A 19,420-nucleotide genomic window follows, 5' to 3' on the forward strand; every position below is an offset into this window, starting at 1 on the left:
GACACAAGGGTTGGCGGGAAGGAATTTCGAGGAGTTCTCCGTCTTCGGCGTGTCGTCCACAGAACCCGTCCGGGCGTCCACAGATGACCGGCCCTTCTCCACAGATCCTGGCCGCAGCCTGTGGAGAGAGACGGCCGGATCACAGGCCGTGGAGCTCGAAGCCGGCGGTCTCCAACGCGTCCCGACAAGCCCGAGCATGGTCGACGGCACCCGGAGTGTCACCGTGCACACACACCGAGTCCACGGCGGCCGCGAGCTCGACCGCCCGGGCGGCGATCAGCGCCGAGTCGGTGAACACGGCACCCGGCTGGTCGCGGGCCACCAGCCCACCCGCGGGGGTGTAGGCCCGATCGGGAAAGCCCTCCAGCAGGCTCCGCCGGCCCGAGGCCTGTGCCAGCTCGAGGACCACGGCGCCGGGCAGGCCGAGCACGGGCAGATCGCCCGAGCCGACCAGGACGGCACCGGCCTGATCCGGGTCACGGGCCACCCGGTGGTAGAGCGCACCGTGCGGCTTGACGTAGCGCACGGTGCCGCCCTCCGCGGCCGCGATCTCGACCAACGTGCCGACCTGGTCGAGGATCTGCTCGGTCAACAGATCGACGGCGACGTCGAGCTCGACCCGACCGAACCGTGGGCGGTCGGCATAGGACACCTGGGCGCCGATAGAGACCCCGAGCCGGACCGCGTCGGCACAGACCGCCCGCATGATCGCGGGGTTGCCCGCGTGATAGCCGCACGCCACGTTGGCGCTGGTCACCACCGCGAGCAGGCCCTCGTCGTCGGTCACCTCCTCGCCGAGGTCGGCGTTGAGGTCGATCGCACGCGGTGCCTGCGGCGGAGAGGCCATGGCCGCCATTCTCGCGACACCACCGACCCCGTCGCTACGCTCCACCTCATGCAACCGCCCGTGGCCGCCCGCCGACCTGTCAGCGCCGAACACCACGGGCAGACCCGCGCCGACGACTACGCGTGGCTGGCTGACAAGGACGACCCCGAGGTGATCGCCTACCTTGAGGCGGAGAACGCCTACACGGAGGCACGCACCGCACACCTCGCCGACCTACGCCAGGCCGTCTTCGAGGAGATCAAGGCGCGCACCCAAGAGACCGACCTCTCGGTGCCCACCCGCAACAACGGCTACTGGTACTACGCCCGCAGCTTCGAGGGCAAGGAGTACGGCGCCAGCTGCCGGGTCCCAGTCCGCGACGAGACGGACTGGACTCCGCCCGCGCCTGCGGAGGACCTGGGGCCGGACCAACCGGCATTGCCCGGTGAGGAGCTCCTGCTCGACCTCAACCAGTTGGCCGAGGGACACGACTTCTTCGCCCTGGGCGGCTCGTCGGTGAGTCCGGACGGTCACCTGCTCGCCTACGGCACCGACACCACCGGCGACGAGCGCTTCACGGTGCGCGTCAAGGACCTCCGGACCGGAGATCTGCTGACCGACGAGCTCACCCAGGTCGCCGGCGGGGTGACCTGGTCCCGAGACGGCGAGGAGCTCTACTACGCCACCCTCGACGACTCCTGGCGCCCAGACCGGATCTGGCGACACCGGCTGGGCGACGTACAGTCCGACGACGAGCTGATCTTCGCCGAACCCGACGCGCGGTTCTGGGTCGGCGTGGGCCGCAGCCGGTCGAAGCGCTTCTTGATGGTGGCGGCCGGCTCCAAGACCACCACGGAGTATCGCTTCCTCGACTTCGACGCCCCCGAGCGTGGGCTCCAGCTCTTCTGCGAGCGCCAGGAGGGCGTGGAGTACTCCCTCGAGCATGCGATCCTCGCCGGCGAGGACGTCTTCTTGGTCCTGCACAACGCCACCGGACCGGACTTCGAGATCTCGACGGCGCCGATCACCCTCACGGCGAGCAACGCGTGGCGGCCCCTGGTGGCCCACGACCCGGAGGTTCGGCTGGAGTCGGTGGACGCCTTCGTCGGGCATCTGGTGGTGCATCAGCGCAGCAACGGGTTGACCCAGCTGCGCATCCTCGAGCTCGGCGAGGAGGGCGTGGCCGACGACTACCTCGTGGAGTTCGACCAGGAGGTCTACACCGTCGGCGCCGGCGGCAACCCCGCCTTCGACCAGCCCACCGTCCGCCTCGGCTATGTGTCGCTCGCCGTGCCGTCCTCGGTCTACGATTACGACGTCCGCAGTCGGAGGCTCCAGCTGCTGAGGCGGACGCCGGTGCTGGGCGGCTACGACCCCGCTGACTACGAGGAGCACCGTCTGTGGGCCACCGCCGAGGACGGTGAGCGGGTGCCGATCTCGGTGGTCGCTCGCAAGGGTCTGCCCGCGGAAGGTCCGCTGCCCCTCCTCCTCTACGGATACGGCGCCTACGAGCACTCCCTCGACCCCTACTTCGCCGTCGCGCGCCTCTCCCTGCTCGATCGTGGTGCCGCCTTCGCGCTGGCGCACGTGCGCGGCGGTGGTGAGCTGGGCCGGCGGTGGTACGACGACGGCAAGCTCGCTGCCAAGCAGAACTCGTTCTCCGACTTCGTCGCCTGCGCGCGCCATCTCATCGACTCGGGCTGGACGACTCCGGATCGGATGGTCGCCGAGGGCGCCAGCGCCGGCGGACTGCTCGTCGGCGCCGTCGCCAACCAGGCCCCGGAGCTGTTCGCCGGAATCGTGGCCGACGTCCCCTTCGTCGACGCCCTCACCAGCATGCTCGACGCGAGCCTGCCGCTCACCGTGACGGAGTACGACGAGTGGGGCAATCCCGAGGCCGACCCGGAGGCCTACCGGACGATCCGCGCCTACGCGCCCTACGACAACGTCGCGGCGATCGACTATCCGCCGATCCTCGCCGAAGCCTCGCTCAACGACACCCGGGTGCTGTTCACCGAACCGGCCAAGTGGGTCGCCAAGCTGCGGGCCACCGCCGTCGGGAGGCGGGACTTCCTGCTCCGCACCGAGATGGCGGCCGGTCACGGCGGAGTCTCCGGGCGCTACCAGGCGTGGCGGGACCGCGCCTTCGCGCTGGCCTGGATGCTGGACCGGATGGGGCTCGCTTCGTAGATCCAGGCTGAGCCTGGTCCGCCGGTCGTCGCCGTCGACCGGCGGACCCAGGCTGAGAAGTCGCTGAAAGTTCTGTTTCGAGGCAACTCCAGGTGGTTACCGATCGTCAGGTCAGGTGAGCCTCCCGCCGGGAATCTCTGCGGGGTTCTCAACGTTGAACTGTCCGTGGAAACCGGCGCATACCGGGACTCCACCAAGGAGGAGGACGCCGCAATGGCAACAAGCACCGCAACGTCCCGCACACGCGAGATCGAGGGCCGCGACAGCGTCGGTCTCTATCTCGACGAGATCGCTCGCAACCCACTGCTCGACGCGGCCACCGAGGTCGAGCTGTCCAAGACCATCGAAGCCGGTCTGCTCGCCGAGCAGCTGCTCGCCGAGGGCCGCTGGGGTCGTCGCAAGGGCGGTGCCCCGGGACGCGCCACCAAGGAAGAGCTCGAGTGGCTGGCCGAGGAGGGCCGCAAGGCCGTCGACACCTTCATCACCGCGAACCTGCGCCTGGTGGTGTCGATCGCGAGGAAGTACGGCCGCGCCCAGATGCCGATGCTCGACCTGATCCAGGAGGGCAACACCGGCCTGATCCGCGCCGTCGAGAAGTTCGACTACACCAAGGGCTACAAGTTCTCGACCTACGCGACCTGGTGGGTGCGGCAGGCCATCACTCGTGGCATCGCCCAGCAGGCCCGCGTCGTGCGACTGCCCGTGCACGTCGTGGAGGAGCTCAACCAGGTCGGCGGCGCTCGACGTACTCTCGAACGGCAGTTGGGCCGCGAGCCCGAGCCGCACGAGATCGCCGCCGAGCTGGACATGGCCGTCGAGCGGGTCTTGGACCTGATGGCTTGGGGTCGCGACCACGTCAGCCTGGACACTCCGGTCGACGAGGATGGGGACACCTCGCTGGGCGACTTGATGGCTCAGGAGACCGCACCCGGCCCCGACCTCACCGTCCTCGACGTCGAGTCGCGCGACCGGCTGAACAGCCTGGTCGGTCAGCTCGACGAGCGTGCCGCGGACATCATCAGGTCGCGCTATGGCCTGGTGGACGGCCGCCAGCACAAGCTCGCCGACATCGGCGCTCGACACGGGATCTCTGCCGAGCGGGTCCGTCAGCTCGAGCGCGAGGCGCTCGCCAAGCTGCGCCGCTTCGCCGATCCGGACCTCGCCGCCTGAAGCTCCTTGTCAGCTGTCCGCGCCGGAACCGGACAGCAGCTCGAAGACCTCCGTCACCTGGTGGCGGAGGTCTTCGAGTGTCCCGGTGTTGTCGATGACGTACGTCGCGGCCGCGCGGCGCTGCTCCCGAGTCGCCTGGGCGGCGATCCGGGCCCGCGCCTCGTCTGGTGTGAGTCCGCGCAACCGCACCAGCCGATCGAGTTGAGTCTCGACGGGCACGTCGACCACGATCACCGCATCGAAGGCATCGGCCTGGCCGGTCTCGACCAGCAGCGGGATGTCGTGCACGACGACGGCGCCTGGCGGAGCGGCGGCCTCGAGCTCGGCCGCTCGGGCGCGGACCCGCGGATGGACGATCGCCTCCAACGTCCGACGCTTCGCCTCGTCGCCGAACACCAGGGCACCGAGAGCCGGCCGATCCAGCTCGCCGGAGACCGTCAACACCCGCTCACCGAACGCCTCGACGACCTCGCCCAGGCCGGACGTCCCGGGCGCGACCACCTCGCGGGCGAGCACGTCGGCGTCGATGACGACCGCGCCAAGCTCGGCCAGCAGGGTCGACACGGTGCTCTTCCCGGCCGCCACTCCCCCGGTCAATCCGACCCGCATCAGGCTCAGTCCTCGACCAACATGGTCAGCAGCCCGTCCAGCGCTTGTCGTTGCGAGGGCGACAGAGGGGTGAGGAAGTCCTCGGTGACGGCATCGCGGATCTCGTCCAACTCGGCGGCCCGGACCCGGCCGGCCGGGGTCACCTCCACACAGGTGGCCCGTCGGTCATGCGGGTCGGGCACTCGAACGACCAGGCCAGCGGTCTCGAGAGCGTCGACCACCTCGGTCGTCGAGCGTGGGGCGATGTGCAGGTGGTCGGCGAGCGCGGTGAGCCGGACCGGCTCGAGCTCGGTGACCAGACGCAGTGCGCGCCCCTGAGCCGGCGTCACGCCGATCTCGGCCATCGCCTCGAACAGCAGGCGGCGCAGCCGACGCGCGGCCCCCATCAGCCGGTCACCGGTGCGATCGCCCATGGCAGGCAGGATAGCCGACTTGAGAAATTCCTCATTATGAGGTAACCCCAGCATATGAGCTGATCTCGACATTGACACCCACGAGAAGGGCAGGTGGTCAGATGGCCAGCCCCGAGATCCCACGCCGCGAGGGACGCGGCCCCAGCCGGACGGGTCGCCCGGATCCCGCCGACCGACAGCAGCTGGTCGACTTCCCGGTGTCGCTGACCCGGATCGTCGCCCTGTTCTCCCCCTATCGAACCTCACTCGCCACCGTGATCGGCCTGATCGTGGCCAGCTCCCTGGTGGGACTGGCGCAGCCGTTCTTGGTGCGGCACGTGATCGACGACGCCCTGCCCGCCCAAGACGTGCGGCTGCTGCTCACGCTGGTGCTGGCCATGATGGCCGCCGCCGCGACCAGCGCCGCCCTCGGCGTGGCACAGACCTGGCTGTCGACCACGGTCGGTCAGCAGGTGATGCATCGGCTCCGCTCCGACCTGTTCAGCCACCTCCAGCGCCAGTCGCTGGGCTTCTTCACCCGCACCCGCGGTGGTGAGGTCCAGTCCCGGCTGACCAACGACATCAACAGCATGCAGGGCGTGGTCACCTCGACCGCGACCTCGATCGCCTCCAACACCACCGTCGTGATCGGGACGGCGGTCGCGATGGCCGCCCTGTCGTGGCGGTTGGCGCTGATCTCACTGGTCGTCGTACCCCCCGCCGTGCTGCTCACTCGTCGCGTGGCCCGCTTGCGCCAGCAGGTCACTGCCCGGCGCCAGGCCGCGCTCGCCGACCTCCACGTGCAGGTCGAGGAGAGCCTGTCGGTGAGTGGCGCACTGCTGACCCGCACACTCGGCGCTGGGCCGGCCATGAGCGCCCGCTTCGAGGACACCAGCGCCGGCCTGGTCGGCCTCGAGGTGGCCTCCCAACTCGCGGGCCGGTGGCGGATGGCCACCATGAACCTGCTCTTCGCTGCGATCCCCGCGGTGATCTACCTCGCGGCCGGGCTGCCGGCCACCTCCGGCGGGATGACGATCGGCACCCTGGTGGCCTTCACCGGCCTGCAGGCCGGACTCTTCCGGCCGCTGCTGAGTCTGCTGGACGTGAGTGTCTCGGTGACCGCCTCGATGGCCCTGTTCAGCCGGATCTTCGAATACCTCGACCTGCCGGTCGAGATCGCCGATCCCGAGGAGCCTCGGGCGCTGGCCGAGCCGACCGGTGAGGTCCGCTTCGAGGACGTGTGGTTCGGCTACGACCCCGACGGTGCGGCCGTGCTGAACGGGATCGACCTGCACATCCCGGCCGGCACCAGCCTGGCCCTGGTCGGCGCCACCGGGAGCGGCAAGAGCACCCTGGCCGGCCTGGTCGCGCGACTGCACGACCCGAGGCACGGACGGGTCACCCTGGACGGCATCGACCTGCGCGATCTCGCCCTGGCCGACGTGGCAGCGGCCGTCGGAGTGGTCTCCCAGGAGACCTACCTGATCCACGCCAGCGTGCGGGAGAACCTTCGGCACGCCCGACCGGACGCCACCGATGCCGAGATCGAGCGGGCCTGTCGGTTGGCCGAGGTACACGACCTGATCAGCAGCCTCCCCGACGGCTACGACACCGTGGTCGGCTCCCGAGGACACCGCTTCTCCGGCGGCGAGAAGCAGCGCCTGGCGATCGCCCGCACGCTACTGCGCGACCCCCGGGTGCTGGTGCTCGACGAGGCCACCAGCGCACTGGACAACAGCACCGAGCGGGCCGTCCAGGAGGCTCTCGAAGTCGCTGCGCGGGGCCGGACCACGCTGGTGGTCGCCCACCGCCTGTCCACCGTCCGCGACGCCGACCAGATCGCCGTCCTCGACCACGGCCGGGTCGTCGAGTTGGGCACCCACGAGGAACTGCTGCTCCTCGGTGGGCAGTACGCCGCCCTGGTCCGCGCCGGGGTGTATGCCGACGAGCTGGCCGCCTGACCTCAGCTCAGGCGGGCGGGTCCTGCTCGGGGTCGGTCTGCTGCTCCTGGTAGCGCCGGCGCTGCTCCTCGGCCCGCTCGCGCAGCGAGCGCAGGAAGGCCTCGTCGTCGTCGGGGTTGCTGGCCTGCATCCGGCCGGGTCGGTCGTGCTCCGGATAGGCGGTCGCTCCTGGGTCAGGACGCCTCGTGGCGCCACCGGGCTCCGGGCGTCCCAATGCCAGCCAGGCGATCGAGCCAACCAGCGGGAAGAGTAGGACGATGATCACCCAGGCGAACTTGGGCAGATTGCGGACCTCGTCCTCCCGGGTGCCGATGACCTCGATGACGCAGTAGATCCACAGGGCCAGCACCACCAGCCCGACCAGACCTTCGACCTTCAGCATGGGGTGAGGATACGAGACCGGGCGTCCGGCGTGCTTAGCTCCTGAGTTGGGCCAAACGCGTTAGTGCGTGACGCCGGGCGAGTTCAGTGCGTCGAGGATCTCTTGGTGCCCTGAGGTGACTTCGGGCCTGAAGGTCTGCCGGGCACCGTTGATCGCGATGGTCGCGCTGCGCAGCGGGCGTAGCTGTCGGACGATGTTGCCGATCGCCAGCCCGGTGCGGTTCTGGGCCTCGCGGGCGACGGCCAGTGCGGTAAACACGACGGTGAGGTGGGCCTCGATCGCGTCGCGGGTGTGGTGGAAGATCGGCCTGGCGCGCAGGTCGGTTTTGGACATGCGGAAGGACTGCTCGACGTGCCACAGGTCGTGGTACTTCGCGATGACCTCGGCGGCGGGCATCGTCGTGGCGTCGAGGTTGGTGACGTAGCCCTTCAACCCGACCAGCCGGCGAGCCCGTGCCAGTGATGCCTCGTCCAGGGTGGGTTTGCCCTTGCTGGTTTTGACGAACCGGGTGGCCTTCGCCTTCTTCTCACCGGCGATGACGTCCTTGGCCCGGTTCTCCTGAATGGTGAGCGTCTTGTTGTCACGCGCCGCGCGTTTGGCCGAGTAGGCCCACACCACCCGCCACGATCCCGGATGCTGCTGCCGGTCCCAGATCGGTTCGACCCTTTCCAGTTCGTCGTTGTCGATGACCCGGGCGTTCTTGGGTGTGGTGGTGTCGATGATCTGCCCGTCGGTGAACGCGTCCCCATGCCAGCGGAAGTGGGAGGCCAGGTCGATGGGTGCCTTCGTGGTGCGGGAGCCGACGATGAACCTCAAGTTAGCCCCGTCCAGAGCGGTGAGGTTCTTCGCCGAGAGCATCCCGGCATCGGCGACGATGACCATGTCAGCGATGCCATGCCGGTCAGCGAACTGTTCGATGATCGGGACGATCGTGGTCGTCTCTGCCGTGTCGCCCTCGAAACAGCCGATCTCCAGGGGGAATCCCTGCCGGTCGACCAATAGGCCGACCACGATTTGTGGGTCGATGCGACGCTCCTTGGAGTAGCCTACTTTGCGAAACGCGTCCTCGTTCTCGGCCTCGAAGTAGAGCGTCGTCACGTCGTACAGGCACAGTGAGACGTCCCCGGCCGAGAGGGCATGGGCAAAGCACCTGGCGGCGATCTGGTCGCGGTACTTGGCGGTCTTGACCCGTCGCAGGGTGCGTTTCATCGTCGAATACGACGACGCAGCAACACCCAGGTCGGCCAGCACCCGGGCACTGTCAAGCAGCGAGGTCGGCTCCACGATCCGCGCCACCACCAGGCTCCGGAACGTCTCGTCGCCCAGCACGTCGAATCCCAGCTCGTCGTAGACCGCCGTGAGAGCCTCGTACAGCAGCCGTGACCCCGTCGCCACCACCCGGCCGGGCCGGTCCCTGCCAGCACCCCGAGCAACACGGTCCTCCTCGATACCCGAGTCACGCCCGGCAACGTCGAACAGGAGCGGCTCGCCGACCTCGGGCACCAGCCCAGCCACCGCCGGCGTTGGCTCGACCTCGAGCGGCAGCAGTCCTTGTGACGGATCGGCCAGCAGTTCGCGGGCCTGCTCCAGCAACAGCCCGAGCTCGGCTTCGGTATGGGCCGAGCCGAGGTGCTTCACGATCCGCTGACGGCCCTGGCCGGCGTACTCCGCGACCTGCACCGCCGTCGCGCCCGACGCCGTTCGGACCCGTCGGATGAACGCCATCCAGTGACCCTAAACCGACCCCGTTAGTGCGTGGAAACCCACCAAACCCACCGCATCACCACAGGTCACAGGCCTACGACCCGACACAACCCAAGCGCGTGACCCAAGTCAGGTTCGACCTTCAGCATGGGGTGAGGATACGAGACCGGGCGTCCGGCGTGCTTAGCTCTGCTGCTTTGCCTGTTGAGCGGCCTCGGCTATCGGCCGGGTTCCTGGCGGGCATCGTGCCGGATGCTCATCTGCCGCGGGCCTGTGGGTGCTCGGACCCGTCTGGTGCGCGGTTGTCGGGGCTGAGTGACCGGTAGAGCCGGCACCCAGCACCCATAGAACGCCACAACCCCGCAGCAGACGACCAGAACCGCTCCGGCCGAGCAGAGCTCGAGAACACCAGCAACCCGGACAGCGACCTCGACCACGGCGGCGTTCGCCGGTCGTCACTGCCTATCGGCCAGCACCGCCGACGACTAGCAAGCCGACCGCCAGGTCATCGTCGAGCGCTGTCAGCAGGCGAAGGCGCGGCGATACTGCTGGGGGCTGACGCCTCGGGCGCGAGCGAAGTGGTGGCGCAGGGTGGCGGCGTTGACGAAACCGACCTGGGCCGCCACCTGATCCACCGAGAGGTCCGTCCGTTCGAGGAGCTCCTCGGCGGCGTATAGCCGCTGGGCGGTCACCCAGGCATGCGGCGTAGTGCCGGTCTCCTCGCGGAATCGCCGGGCAAACGTGCGGGCCGACATGTGCGCTCGGGCCGCCAGGGTCTCGACTCCGAGATCGTCCTCGAGGTGTTCGGTGATCCAAGTGAGCAGCGGCCCCAGCGTCTCGGCGGCACACTCGACCACCGGACGGGCGATGAACTGGGCCTGGCCGCCGTCGCGTTGCGGCGGCACCACCATCCTGCGGGCGACGGTGGTCGCGACGGCGGCGCCGTACTCCTGGCGCCAGATGTGCAGAGCGGCGTCGAGGCCCGCGGCGGTGCCGGCGCTGGTGACGATCTGGCCGGAGTCGACGTAGAGCACCTCGGGCACCACCCGCGCCCGGGGGAATCGCGCGGCGAGCTCGTCGACGTGCTTCCAGTGGGTGGTGCACTCGAGGTCGTCGAGCAGCCCCGCCGCACCGAGCACGAAGGCGCCCGAGCAGACCGAGAACAGCCTGGCGCCACGGTCGTGGGCGGCCCGGAGCGCCTCCAGCACCGCCGGGTCGGGGGTACTGCTCCAGGGCATCGCCGGGATGCCGATCAGGTCGGCATCGGCGAGCCGCTCCAGGCCATGGTCGAGGGAGATCGAGAAGCCGCCGGCGCACCGGATCGGCCCGCGAGTCGGTCCACACACCGCGAACTCGATCGTCGGCACCTCGTCCTCGCTCCGGTCGATCCCGAACGCCTCGCAGAGCAGGCCGAGCTCGAACGCGGCCACCTGATCGGTGGCCAGCACCGCGACGTTGGTGAGCATGGGTGACTCCTTTCGGCCGAGTGGCAGGAATTCGATGCACAATGGCATTCCTGCCACTCGTGGCAGAAACCAGACTACCGCATGATTACTGACATGACGCACACAGCCAACCACACCCGGTCCCACCACCCCAGCGTCGCCCGGATCCTGTCGACCGTGACCGGCGTCGGGCTGGTCACGCACTACCTCCGCAACGACGCCTTCGCGGTGCCGTCGGGCACCCGTCCCACGCACCACTACGACGAGCTCGGCTCCCGCGAGCGTTACGTCCGGCTGACCGGCTACGGCCGCTGACCAAGACAGGAGGCCACCGATCAGTTGCTGTGGAAGACGACAGGTGCGCCATCCAGGGCCAATACCATTGGAGAGGCACCGGGCACATGACACGCCAAGTCGCCAGAGTAGGTTCCCCCCGCTCCGCGAACCTCATCCCCCATTGACACAACGACACCCCTATCGGCTGACACCACCATCCATCCGCCGGTCCCGCCTCGCTCGACTGCCCACCCCGCGGGCCAGACCACGTCGTACTTTTCGCCGGTCGCTGAGCGGAGGTATACACATCCGTCACCGATCGCAACCACACCGGCAACCATCATGTGACGCCGATCGTCGCCGACGCGCCACGTGCTGAGATTCAAGGCAGGGTCAGTCTCTCCAGTGACCGGGACCGGACTTGCGGGTCTGTCGCCCTCGGAAACCACCGCTGCCACCACTGAAATGATCACCGCGACCGTAATCGCCGTCAGGATCGCAGGCATAAGGAAGGGTTGTTTCCCTCGAGCTTCCCGGGCTATGGACATCGCGATACGCGATTTGAGTTCGGCGGTGTCACAGTCATCCCATTCAACGCTCCTCAGCGCGACCCGAAGATCGCGTTCTAGCCGCCCGTGATCTCTCGTCAACTTAGCCTCCTCATTCGCTGATGGCCCCTCGAAGACTCTGTAGGCCGCGGTGAATATGACTGCGGACGGTGGCTCTAGAGCAGCCCATCAACTCCCCGATCCGGGAGTCGTCCAAGTCAAGGTAGTAGCGAAGAACCAGAGCAGTACGCTGCTTTGCGGGCACTCGACCTAGCGCACGACGCAGATAGTGCCTATTGACCACGCAGGGCCCCGGAAAGGTCGGCTGGCGGGGCTGTGACCTGGGGAAACGTGTGGGTGAGACCGGCGTGGCGGCTGTGACGGATGGGGCCGGCGGGACTGGGATGGGAGTTCTCACACAACCGTCCGGACCAGAGAGCCCCACCCGTCGATGCCATCTTCCCCAATGGCCGGCGCGAACATCGATGAACGCGCCGATCTGCTCACCGCTCTTGCCCGTGTGCCCGACCCGCGTGACCCTCGCGGAGTCAGGTTCCCCCTGGCCGGGATGCTCGCCGTCGCAGTGTGCGCGGTGGTCGCGGGCGCGAAGTCGTTCGCCGCGATCGGCGAGTTCGCTGCCGACCTCGACACCGGCCAACTCGCCCGGTTCGGTATGGATGCGGCACCGGTGGAGTCGACGTTGCGCAAGCTCTTTGCTCGCCTGGACGCGGCCGCACTCGATGCTGCCCTGGCGCTCTACGCCTGGTGCCGAGTCCGTCACAGCACTGGTCGTCGGGTGATCGCGATCGACGGCAAGACCGTGCGTGGCGCGAGGTCGGCAGCGACCTCGGCGCCTCATCTGATCGCAGCGCTCGACCATGCCACCGGTGTCGTGGTGGGCCAACATCAGGTCGAAGCGAAGTCCAACGAGATCCCGGCCGTGCGCGACTTGCTCGCTGCCTTCACGCCCTCTGACCTGCGCGGATGCGTGATCACCCTTGACGCGATGCACACTCAAGACGACACCGCGAAGGTCATCCTCGACGCGGGCGCGGACTACGTCTTCACGGTCAAGGCGAACCGTCCCAAGCTCCTGGCAGCGTTGAAGAAGCTGCCCTGGAACAAGGTCCCGGCCGGCGCCCGCTCGACCGACCGTGGTCACGGACGGCGCGCGACCCGGACCATCAAGGTCATCGACGCACCGACACTGCCAGGCTGGCCCGAGTTCACCGGCGTCTCTCAAGTCGCTCAACTCCGGCGCACCGTGACCAAGGCAGGGAAGAAGAGCGTCGAGGTCGTCTACCTGATCACTTCCGCCCACGCTCGCGATGCCGCGCCCGCTCTCCTGGCCGCCTGGGTCCAAGGCCACTGGGCCATCGAGAACAAGCTCCACTGGGTCCGCGACGTGACCTACGACGAAGACCGCTCCCAGGTCCGCACCGGCGTCCTTCCCCGCGTCATGGCCACGCTGCGCAACACCGCGCTCAACCTGCTGCGCCTGACCGGGTACGACGACATCGCCGCCGCGACCAGACATCACTCACGCGACCCAGAACGAGCCCTCACATGCACCCTGACCTGCTGAGATACGACCTTTCCGGGGCCCTGATTCGTATGTGGCGACGCGACCTGGTCAGCTGCCTGGAAGAGAACCTGGACATCATCCTGGGCTTCAACGGCTCTGACAGCAGCCTCCTCGCGGTAACTCTCAGGAAGGGTCACATGAAGCGACCCGTCCAGGGCGTCGAAACCGACCGAGAACGTCGCTTCCTCGCTCAATTCCTCATGAAGGAAACGTGCTATGTCCTGTGATCGTTCAATGAGGGTCGCTTCGGACACTGGATAGTCCTTGTGCAACTCGATCTCTAGGCCAGAACTTTCAACCATACCTTGCGCGCCCGCGGGAACATCACCAACGAAGGCGACATGCCTGGACGCCCCGTTTGCTCCCAAGTCCGACCATGCATCGGCAAAGTCGTCCGCGAATTGCTTCCGCAGCTGGGCGGTCAAGTCGCCAAACTTCGCTTGATCAGCAAGTGCAGCCGATGCATCCTCCAACGTCATGCCCGTCTCCTTCGCGAGCGTGGCGGCGTCGTCGCTTGCGGCTGCGGCTTCGAATGCCATTGAGTTGGCGCGGGCTGTGTCGATCGCCCCCACCTGCGCACATGCAATGGCAGCGATGACCGAGACTACGACCATCCCCACAAGAAGCCACCGCGCCCTCACGCGGCTCCCGAGACTGTACATTTGCTTCTCCCTACGCTTTGGGCGAACTTGCGCCAACCCTGTGGTGGCTTGATGCTCTCGGTAACGACGGGACAAAGTCAAGGTCTCCGGGGTTTCGGTCCGATAGGGCCGCGGAGTCGCGAACGACACACGATCCGGTGCCTCCGGGTGTGCTCGCGACCCGACGTTGACGCGCTGGCCTTCGCGGTGCCGTCGGGCACCCGTCCCACGCACCACTACGACGAGCTCGGCTCCCGCGAGCGTTACGTCCGGCTGACCGGCTACGGCCGCTGACGCAGAAATGACGCTGCCCCGGCGTCGGTTGACGCCGGGTCAGCGAAAGCGGTCAGGGTCGGCCCGGACGGCCAGCCTCAGTTGCCGCCGGTGAGCTTCTCGCGCAGAGCCTGCAGGGCCTCGTCGGTCGCCAGGGCGCCGGACTCGGCCGGGGCGACCTCGTCGCCACTGGAGGAGTACGACGTCGCCTCGCCGGCCTCGACCTCGGCCTGCTTGGCCTCGGCCTGCTGCTTGACATGGGCCTCCCAGCGGGCGTGGGCCTGGGCGTACTGCTCCTCCCAGGCGGCGCGCTGGTCGTCGTACCCTTCGAGCCACTCGCCGGTCTCCGGGTCGAAGCCGTCGGGGTAGACGTAGTTGCCCTGGTCGTCGTAGGTCGCCGCCATGCCGTAGAGGGTGGGGTCGAACTCCTCGACGTCGCTCGCGGTGGCGGTCTCGTTGGCCTGCTTGAGCGACAGCGAGATGCGGCGCCGCTCCAGGTCGATGTCGATGATCTTGACCATCACGTCGTCGTTGACCTGGACGACCTGCTCGGGGATCTCCACGTGACGCTCGGCCAGCTCGGAGATGTGCACCAGACCCTCGATGCCCTCCTCGACCCGGACGAACGCACCGAACGGCACCAGCTTGGTGACCTTGCCGGGCACGATCTGGCCGATCTGGTGGGTGCGGGCGAAGTGCTGCCAGGGGTCCTCCTGGGTCGCCTTCAGCGACAGCGAGACCCGCTCGCGGTCCATGTCGACGTCGAGCACCTCGACGGTGACCTCGTCACCGACGGCGACGACCTCGCTCGGGTGGTCGATGTGCTTCCAGGACAGCTCGGAGACGTGCACCAGACCGTCCACGCCGCCGAGGTCGACGAACGCACCGAAGTTGACGATCGAGGAGACCACGCCCTTGCGGATCTGGCCCTTGCCGAGCTGGGTGAGGAAGCCGTGGCGCACCTCGGACTGGGTCTGCTCCAGCCAGGCGCGGCGCGACAGCACCACGTTGTTGCGGTTCTTGTCGAGCTCGATGATCTTGGCCTCGAGCGTCTGACCGACATAGGGCTGCAGGTCGCGCACCCGGCGCATCTCCACCAGCGAGGCGGGCAGGAAGCCGCGCAGGCCGATGTCGAGGATCAGGCCGCCCTTGACGACCTCGATGACGGTGCCTTCGACGACGCCGTCCTCCTCCTTGACCTGCTCGATGGTGCCCCAGGCGCGTTCGTACTGAGCGCGCTTCTTGGACAGGATCAGGCGGCCTTCCTTGTCCTCCTTCTGGAGGACCAGGGCCTCGACCTTGTCGCCGACGTTGACGACCTCGTGCGGGTCGACGTCGTGCTTGATCGACAGCTCGCGGGAGGGGATCACACCCTCGGTCTTGTAGCCGATGTCGAGCAGGACCTCGTCCCGGTCGACCTTGACGATGGTGCCATCCACGATGTCACCGTCGTTGAAGTACTTGATGGTCTCGTCGATCGCGGCGAGGAAGTCCTCCTCCGAGCCGATGTCGTTGACGGCCACCTGGGGCGCGTCGATCTCACTCAGAGGGGTGGTGATGCTGCTCGTCATAAGGGAATCTGGTTCCTTGGGTGGATGGGAGTCGTGCGGACGCGCCACAAGCCCTTTTCACTACCGATGGATCGTGTGCCCCGACCGGGGCCGGCGATAGCGAGCACGAGTCCGCTCCGTCTGGGACGCGGGCAGACTTCTGACGCACAGACCAGCGTACTTGCCCGCGCGCGCCCACGTCCAACCCGCGGCTGACCCGCCACCGCCCGGCCCGAGGTCGTAGTCTCGCTCCGTGGCCGACCACCTCCCGCAGCGGGTCCGGGTCGAGCGTCGGAGCGTCGACGAGGACGAGTCCCGCCGCGCCAACGGCAGCGAGTGGGATCGCTACTCCGATGAGTACCAGGCGACCCACGGCGTCTTCCTCGGCGACGCTGGCTTCGTGTGGGGACCCGAGGGCCTGACCGAGGCCGAGGCGCACGTGCTCGGCGATGTCGCGGGGCGCGACGTGCTCGAGGTCGGCTCCGGAGCCGGCCAATGCTCTCGGTGGGTGGCCACCCACGGCGGCTGGCCGGTCGGCCTCGACCTGTCGTGGCGGCAGTTGCAGCACTCGCGCCGGATCGACCAGGAGACCGGGGTGAGCGTGCCGTCGGTGCTCGGCACGGCGACCCAGCTGCCCTTCGCCGACGACAGCTTCGACGTGGTCTTCTGCTCCTTCGGGGCGCTCCAGTTCGTCGCCGACATCGAGGCCGCCGTCCACGAGACCGCACGCGTGTTGAGACCCGCCGGGCGCTTCGCCTTCTCGATCACCCACCCGACCCGCTGGATGTTTCCCGACGATCCCGGCTCAGACGGGCTGACCGCCTCGCAGTCCTACTGGGACCGGACGCCGTACGTCGAGATCGACGACGACTCCGGACAGGTCAGCTATGTCGAGCACCATCGCACCCTCGGCGACTGGGTGGCCCTGCTGACCGGCGCCGGGTTCTTCCTCGAGCAGTTCTTGGAGCCGGAGTGGCCGGACGGCCACGAACGGATCTGGGGCGGCTGGTCCCGACTCCGCGGAGCTCTCACCCCGGGCACCGCGATCATGGCCGCCCGGTGGCACGGCCACGATCCACGCTGAGAGCCCCAGCATCTCGTCGGGGCCGCGAACGTGAGACACGACCTCGGGAGGCGGGCGTTCAGAGTTAGGCTAGCCTTACCTACTCGTTCTCTGTCGAGCCCTCTGGTCAGCAAGGACACTTCGTGCCTCTCACCCGCCTTCCTGCCTGCCTCGCCATCGTCGCCGTGGTTGTCCTGCTGGCGTCGTGCGGATCCACCGACAAGGCGGACACCGACGACCCCGCCACGGAGTCGTCGACACCGGGCGCGTTCCCCGTCACGCTGGAGAACCGGTTCGGCTCGACCACGATCGACGCCGAGCCGGAGCGGATCGTCACCGTCGGCTGGAACGATCAGGACTTCGTCTTGGCGCTGGGCCTCGTGCCGGTCAGCATCCGGGACTGGTTCGAGGAGTACGCCACCTATCCCTGGGTCACCGAGGTGACCGGTGGCGCCGAGCTGCCGACGTTCGGTGACGAGATCGACTACGAGAAGATCGCCGCCGCCCGACCCGATGTCATCTTGGCGCTGGCGACCTGGGACGAGATCAGCGAGAAGACCTACGAGAAGCTCTCCGCCATCGCGCCCACCGTGCTGCAGCCCACCGAGTACGGCACCGATGCGCTGCCCTGGGATGTCCAGACGAGGATCACCGGCCAGGTGCTCGGGCTGGAGGACGAGGCCGATGCTCTGGTGACCAAGGTCGAGGACAGGATCGACGAGGTCAAGAACGACCATCCCGAGTTCGCGGGTCAGACGCTGGTGGTCGACTACGGTCCCAGCGACGAAGGTCACTGGCTGGTGCCCGCGGGCGATCCGCGTCGTGCCCTCTTCGATGCGCTCGGCTTCGAGGCGCAAGAGCACGAGGGCGACCTCAGCACCGAGCGCCTGGATCTCCTCGACGAGGACGTTCTCGTCGTGTTCGGAGCCCTTCCCGACGACCTCGCCGGCGACCGATCGTTCACCTCGCTCGACGTGGTCTCCGAGGGCCGCACGGTCTACATCAGCTGGGACTCGACCCTCGCGGGCGCGATGTCCTTCAGCGGCCCGCAGGCACTGCTCTATGCACTCGACCAGATCGCGCCCCAGCTGGCCAACGCCGCCGACGGCGACCCGGGCACCAAGGTCGACGTCTTCGAAGCGGCGGCCTGAGGCCCTTGGAGACGTCGCTCGCCGAGCTCGAACCTGCCAGGCCCTCACGGCAGGACCACACACGCCGGGAGGTGCCGCGCGGGCCGGCGCCACCCACGAGGCGGGTGCTCGCCGGTCTGGTCGACCTGACTGCGCACATCCTGCCCGTCCTGCTCGGGCTGCAGGTCCTGCGTGCGCTGGCCGACGAGAACGGCGGCGGGCAGGCCGACCGGGTCGTCTTCGGCGGCGTCCTTGCTGGGGCGATCAGCTGGTGGTGGATCGTCAACCTCGGGGTGAGTCGAGGTCGCCGCGGGGCCAGCGTCGGGCAGCGTTGGTGCGGTCTGGTCGTCCGCGACCGCGCCAGTCGCGGCCCCACCGGCGCACGCCGCAGCCTGATCCGGCAACTTGCCCGCACGGTCGATCTCGTCACCGTCGTGGGCACGCTGCGGCCGCTCTGGCGGGTTGACCGCGCGACGCTTGCCGACACGTGGTGTCGGACCGAGGTGGTCTGGCGCGCCACCGCGGTCGACGAGGGGTTCACCCCATTCACGATCCAGCGCGGTCCGGCCGCGATCCGACGACGACGGATCGCTGCCCTGGCAGCCCTGCTTGTCTTGTTGGCCGTCACCGTCTTGGCCAGCGTTGCCATCGGTGCCCGACCGATGTCGATCGCACAGATCGGCCACGCCCTGCTCCCGCCGTCGGCACTGAGCTGGACCGACGTGCAGACCCTGGTGAGCCACCCCGTCGCTGGCTGGTCAGCGTGGTGGACCCATCTCGTCGACGCCTACGACGTCGCACCGACGGACACCGACATCATCGTCCGTGACCAGCGCCTGCCCCGTGTGCTGGTCGGCCTGTCCGTCGGTGCCGCCCTGGGCGTCAGTGGTTCGCTGATCCAGGGGCACACCCGCAATCCGCTCGCCGATCCGGGCATCCTCGGGGTGAGCGAAGGGGCCGCTTGCGCCGTGGTCGTGGCGATCTACACTCTCGGGCTGACCCGGCCGACCGACTACGTGTGGTTCGCCTTCGCGGGAGCACTCCTGGCCACCGCGCTCGTCTTCGGTCTCTCCTCGATCGGCGGCGGTGGCAGCGCACCGCTGTCGCTGGTCCTGGGCGGTTGTGCGCTCGGCGCCTTCCTCAGCTCGGTGACCAGCGCGATCGTGCTGGCCGACCGCGCCACGCTGGATGCCTACCGTCATTGGATCGTGGGCTCCGTCGCCGGCCGCGGTCTCGACGTCTGGCTGCCGATGGCACCGTTTCTCGGTCTGGGGCTACTCATCGCCCTGGTCAGCGCACCGAGCCTGAACCTTCTTGCCCTCGGCGAGGATGTCGCACGTGGACTGGGCAGCACGGTGTGGGTGCAGCGGGTGGTCGGCGTGGTCGGGATCACGGTGCTGGCGGGCACGGCGACCGCGATCTGCGGTCCGATCGCCTTCTTGGGTCTGATGGTGCCCCACTTGGCACGCATCGTGATGGGGCCCGACTATCGCTGGCTGATCCCCGCTTCGGCGCTGATCGGCGCGCTGGTGCTGGTTGCCTGCGATGTCATCGGCCGCGTGGTGATTCGTCCCGGCGAGCTGCAGGTCGGGCTCGTGCTCGCCGTAGTCGGAGCACCTTGCTTCATCGCCCTGGTGCGGCGTCGGAAGTTGGCCTCCCTGTGACCACCTTGTCC

Annotated in this window: 19 protein-coding genes; 9 read left to right on the forward strand and 10 right to left on the reverse strand. The window is 68.4% G+C overall.

Annotated elements, in window-relative coordinates; translation table 11 throughout:
- Window positions 1–139: 139 nt before the first annotated feature.
- Window positions 140–847 (reverse strand): 5-oxoprolinase subunit PxpA, encoded by a 708-nt coding sequence (locus tag QM714_RS05415; RefSeq protein ID WP_415098326.1) that lies wholly within the window; start codon window positions 845–847, stop codon window positions 140–142.
- A 48-nt stretch (window positions 848–895) separates the two neighbouring features.
- Between QM714_RS05415 and QM714_RS05420 the strand changes: the two genes are divergently transcribed.
- Entirely contained in the window at window positions 896–3,016 is a 2,121-nt protein-coding gene (locus tag QM714_RS05420; RefSeq protein ID WP_415098328.1) for a S9 family peptidase, read from the forward strand.
- 213 nt (window positions 3,017–3,229) lie between these two features.
- Window positions 3,230–4,186 carry an RNA polymerase sigma factor RpoD/SigA gene (locus QM714_RS05425; protein ID WP_415098330.1) on the forward strand — a complete coding sequence of 319 codons (957 nt, stop codon included), beginning with the start codon at window positions 3,230–3,232 and terminating at the stop codon, window positions 4,184–4,186.
- 9 nt (window positions 4,187–4,195) lie between these two features.
- On the opposite strand, the gene coaE is transcribed toward QM714_RS05425, so the two are convergent.
- Window positions 4,196–4,795, reverse strand: coding sequence for a dephospho-CoA kinase (coaE, locus tag QM714_RS05430; RefSeq protein WP_415098332.1), 600 nt, complete (start codon window positions 4,793–4,795; stop codon window positions 4,196–4,198).
- A gap of 5 nt (window positions 4,796–4,800) precedes the next feature.
- Window positions 4,801–5,208, reverse strand: coding sequence for a MarR family winged helix-turn-helix transcriptional regulator (locus QM714_RS05435; protein WP_415098334.1), 408 nt, complete (start codon window positions 5,206–5,208; stop codon window positions 4,801–4,803).
- Between the two features lie 101 nt (window positions 5,209–5,309).
- Between QM714_RS05435 and QM714_RS05440 the strand changes: the two genes are divergently transcribed.
- Window positions 5,310–7,148 carry an ABC transporter ATP-binding protein gene (locus tag QM714_RS05440; protein WP_415098336.1) on the forward strand — a complete coding sequence of 613 codons (1,839 nt, stop codon included), beginning with the start codon at window positions 5,310–5,312 and terminating at the stop codon, window positions 7,146–7,148.
- 7 nt (window positions 7,149–7,155) lie between these two features.
- Here QM714_RS05440 and QM714_RS05445 read toward each other — a convergent pair whose 3' ends face one another.
- The 3 genes from QM714_RS05445 to QM714_RS05455 form a co-directional block, all read right to left on the reverse strand.
- Window positions 7,156–7,530, reverse strand: coding sequence for a PLD nuclease N-terminal domain-containing protein (locus QM714_RS05445; RefSeq protein WP_415098338.1), 375 nt, complete (start codon window positions 7,528–7,530; stop codon window positions 7,156–7,158).
- A gap of 60 nt (window positions 7,531–7,590) precedes the next feature.
- Entirely contained in the window at window positions 7,591–9,255 is a 1,665-nt protein-coding gene (locus tag QM714_RS05450; protein WP_415096759.1) for an IS1634 family transposase, read from the reverse strand.
- Window positions 9,256–9,755: 500 nt separating this feature from the next.
- Window positions 9,756–10,700, reverse strand: a complete 945-nt coding sequence (locus tag QM714_RS05455) for a helix-turn-helix domain-containing protein (protein ID WP_415098340.1) — start codon at window positions 10,698–10,700, stop codon at window positions 9,756–9,758.
- Between the two features lie 93 nt (window positions 10,701–10,793).
- Here QM714_RS05455 and QM714_RS05460 point away from each other — a divergent pair, with 93 nt between their 5' ends.
- Entirely contained in the window at window positions 10,794–10,994 is a 201-nt protein-coding gene (locus QM714_RS05460; RefSeq protein ID WP_415098342.1) for a hypothetical protein, read from the forward strand.
- Between the two features lie 20 nt (window positions 10,995–11,014).
- On the opposite strand, the gene QM714_RS05465 is transcribed toward QM714_RS05460, so the two are convergent.
- Both QM714_RS05465 and QM714_RS05470 read right to left on the reverse strand, forming a co-directional pair.
- A complete protein-coding gene (locus QM714_RS05465; protein ID WP_415098344.1) occupies window positions 11,015–11,605 on the reverse strand; it encodes a hypothetical protein in 591 nt (196 codons plus the stop codon).
- 10 nt (window positions 11,606–11,615) lie between these two features.
- Window positions 11,616–11,948 (reverse strand): RNA polymerase sigma factor, encoded by a 333-nt coding sequence (locus tag QM714_RS05470; protein ID WP_415098346.1) that lies wholly within the window; start codon window positions 11,946–11,948, stop codon window positions 11,616–11,618.
- 21 nt (window positions 11,949–11,969) lie between these two features.
- Between QM714_RS05470 and QM714_RS05475 the strand changes: the two genes are divergently transcribed.
- Window positions 11,970–13,088 carry an ISAs1 family transposase gene (locus QM714_RS05475; RefSeq protein ID WP_415098348.1) on the forward strand — a complete coding sequence of 373 codons (1,119 nt, stop codon included), beginning with the start codon at window positions 11,970–11,972 and terminating at the stop codon, window positions 13,086–13,088.
- Here QM714_RS05475 and QM714_RS05480 read toward each other — a convergent pair.
- Window positions 13,040–13,750, reverse strand: a complete 711-nt coding sequence (locus tag QM714_RS05480; RefSeq protein ID WP_415098350.1) for a hypothetical protein — start codon at window positions 13,748–13,750, stop codon at window positions 13,040–13,042. The genes QM714_RS05475 and QM714_RS05480 overlap by 49 nt on opposite strands.
- Window positions 13,751–13,897: 147 nt before the next feature.
- On the opposite strand from QM714_RS05480, the gene QM714_RS05485 reads away from it, so the two are divergent.
- Window positions 13,898–14,023 (forward strand): hypothetical protein, encoded by a 126-nt coding sequence (locus QM714_RS05485; RefSeq protein ID WP_415098352.1) that lies wholly within the window; start codon window positions 13,898–13,900, stop codon window positions 14,021–14,023.
- A 77-nt stretch (window positions 14,024–14,100) separates the two neighbouring features.
- On the opposite strand, the gene rpsA is transcribed toward QM714_RS05485, so the two are convergent.
- Window positions 14,101–15,573 carry a 30S ribosomal protein S1 gene (gene rpsA / locus QM714_RS05490; protein ID WP_415098354.1) on the reverse strand — a complete coding sequence of 491 codons (1,473 nt, stop codon included), beginning with the start codon at window positions 15,571–15,573 and terminating at the stop codon, window positions 14,101–14,103.
- Window positions 15,574–15,805: 232 nt separating this feature from the next.
- Here rpsA and QM714_RS05495 point away from each other — a divergent pair, with 232 nt between their 5' ends.
- From QM714_RS05495 to QM714_RS05505, 3 genes are all read left to right on the forward strand, one after another.
- Window positions 15,806–16,636, forward strand: a complete 831-nt coding sequence (locus tag QM714_RS05495; protein WP_415098356.1) for a class I SAM-dependent methyltransferase — start codon at window positions 15,806–15,808, stop codon at window positions 16,634–16,636.
- A 122-nt stretch (window positions 16,637–16,758) separates the two neighbouring features.
- The gene (locus QM714_RS05500; RefSeq protein ID WP_415098358.1) at window positions 16,759–17,766 is read left to right on the forward strand and encodes an ABC transporter substrate-binding protein; all 1,008 of its coding nucleotides are present in this window, start codon (window positions 16,759–16,761) and stop codon (window positions 17,764–17,766) included.
- Between the two features lie 71 nt (window positions 17,767–17,837).
- The gene (locus QM714_RS05505) at window positions 17,838–19,409 is read left to right on the forward strand and encodes an iron chelate uptake ABC transporter family permease subunit (protein ID WP_415098360.1); all 1,572 of its coding nucleotides are present in this window, start codon (window positions 17,838–17,840) and stop codon (window positions 19,407–19,409) included.
- Window positions 19,410–19,420: the final 11 nt, after the last annotated feature.

It is taken from the genome of Nocardioides sp. (genome assembly GCF_047602075.1).
Lineage (GTDB): Bacteria > Actinomycetota > Actinomycetes > Propionibacteriales > Nocardioidaceae > Nocardioides.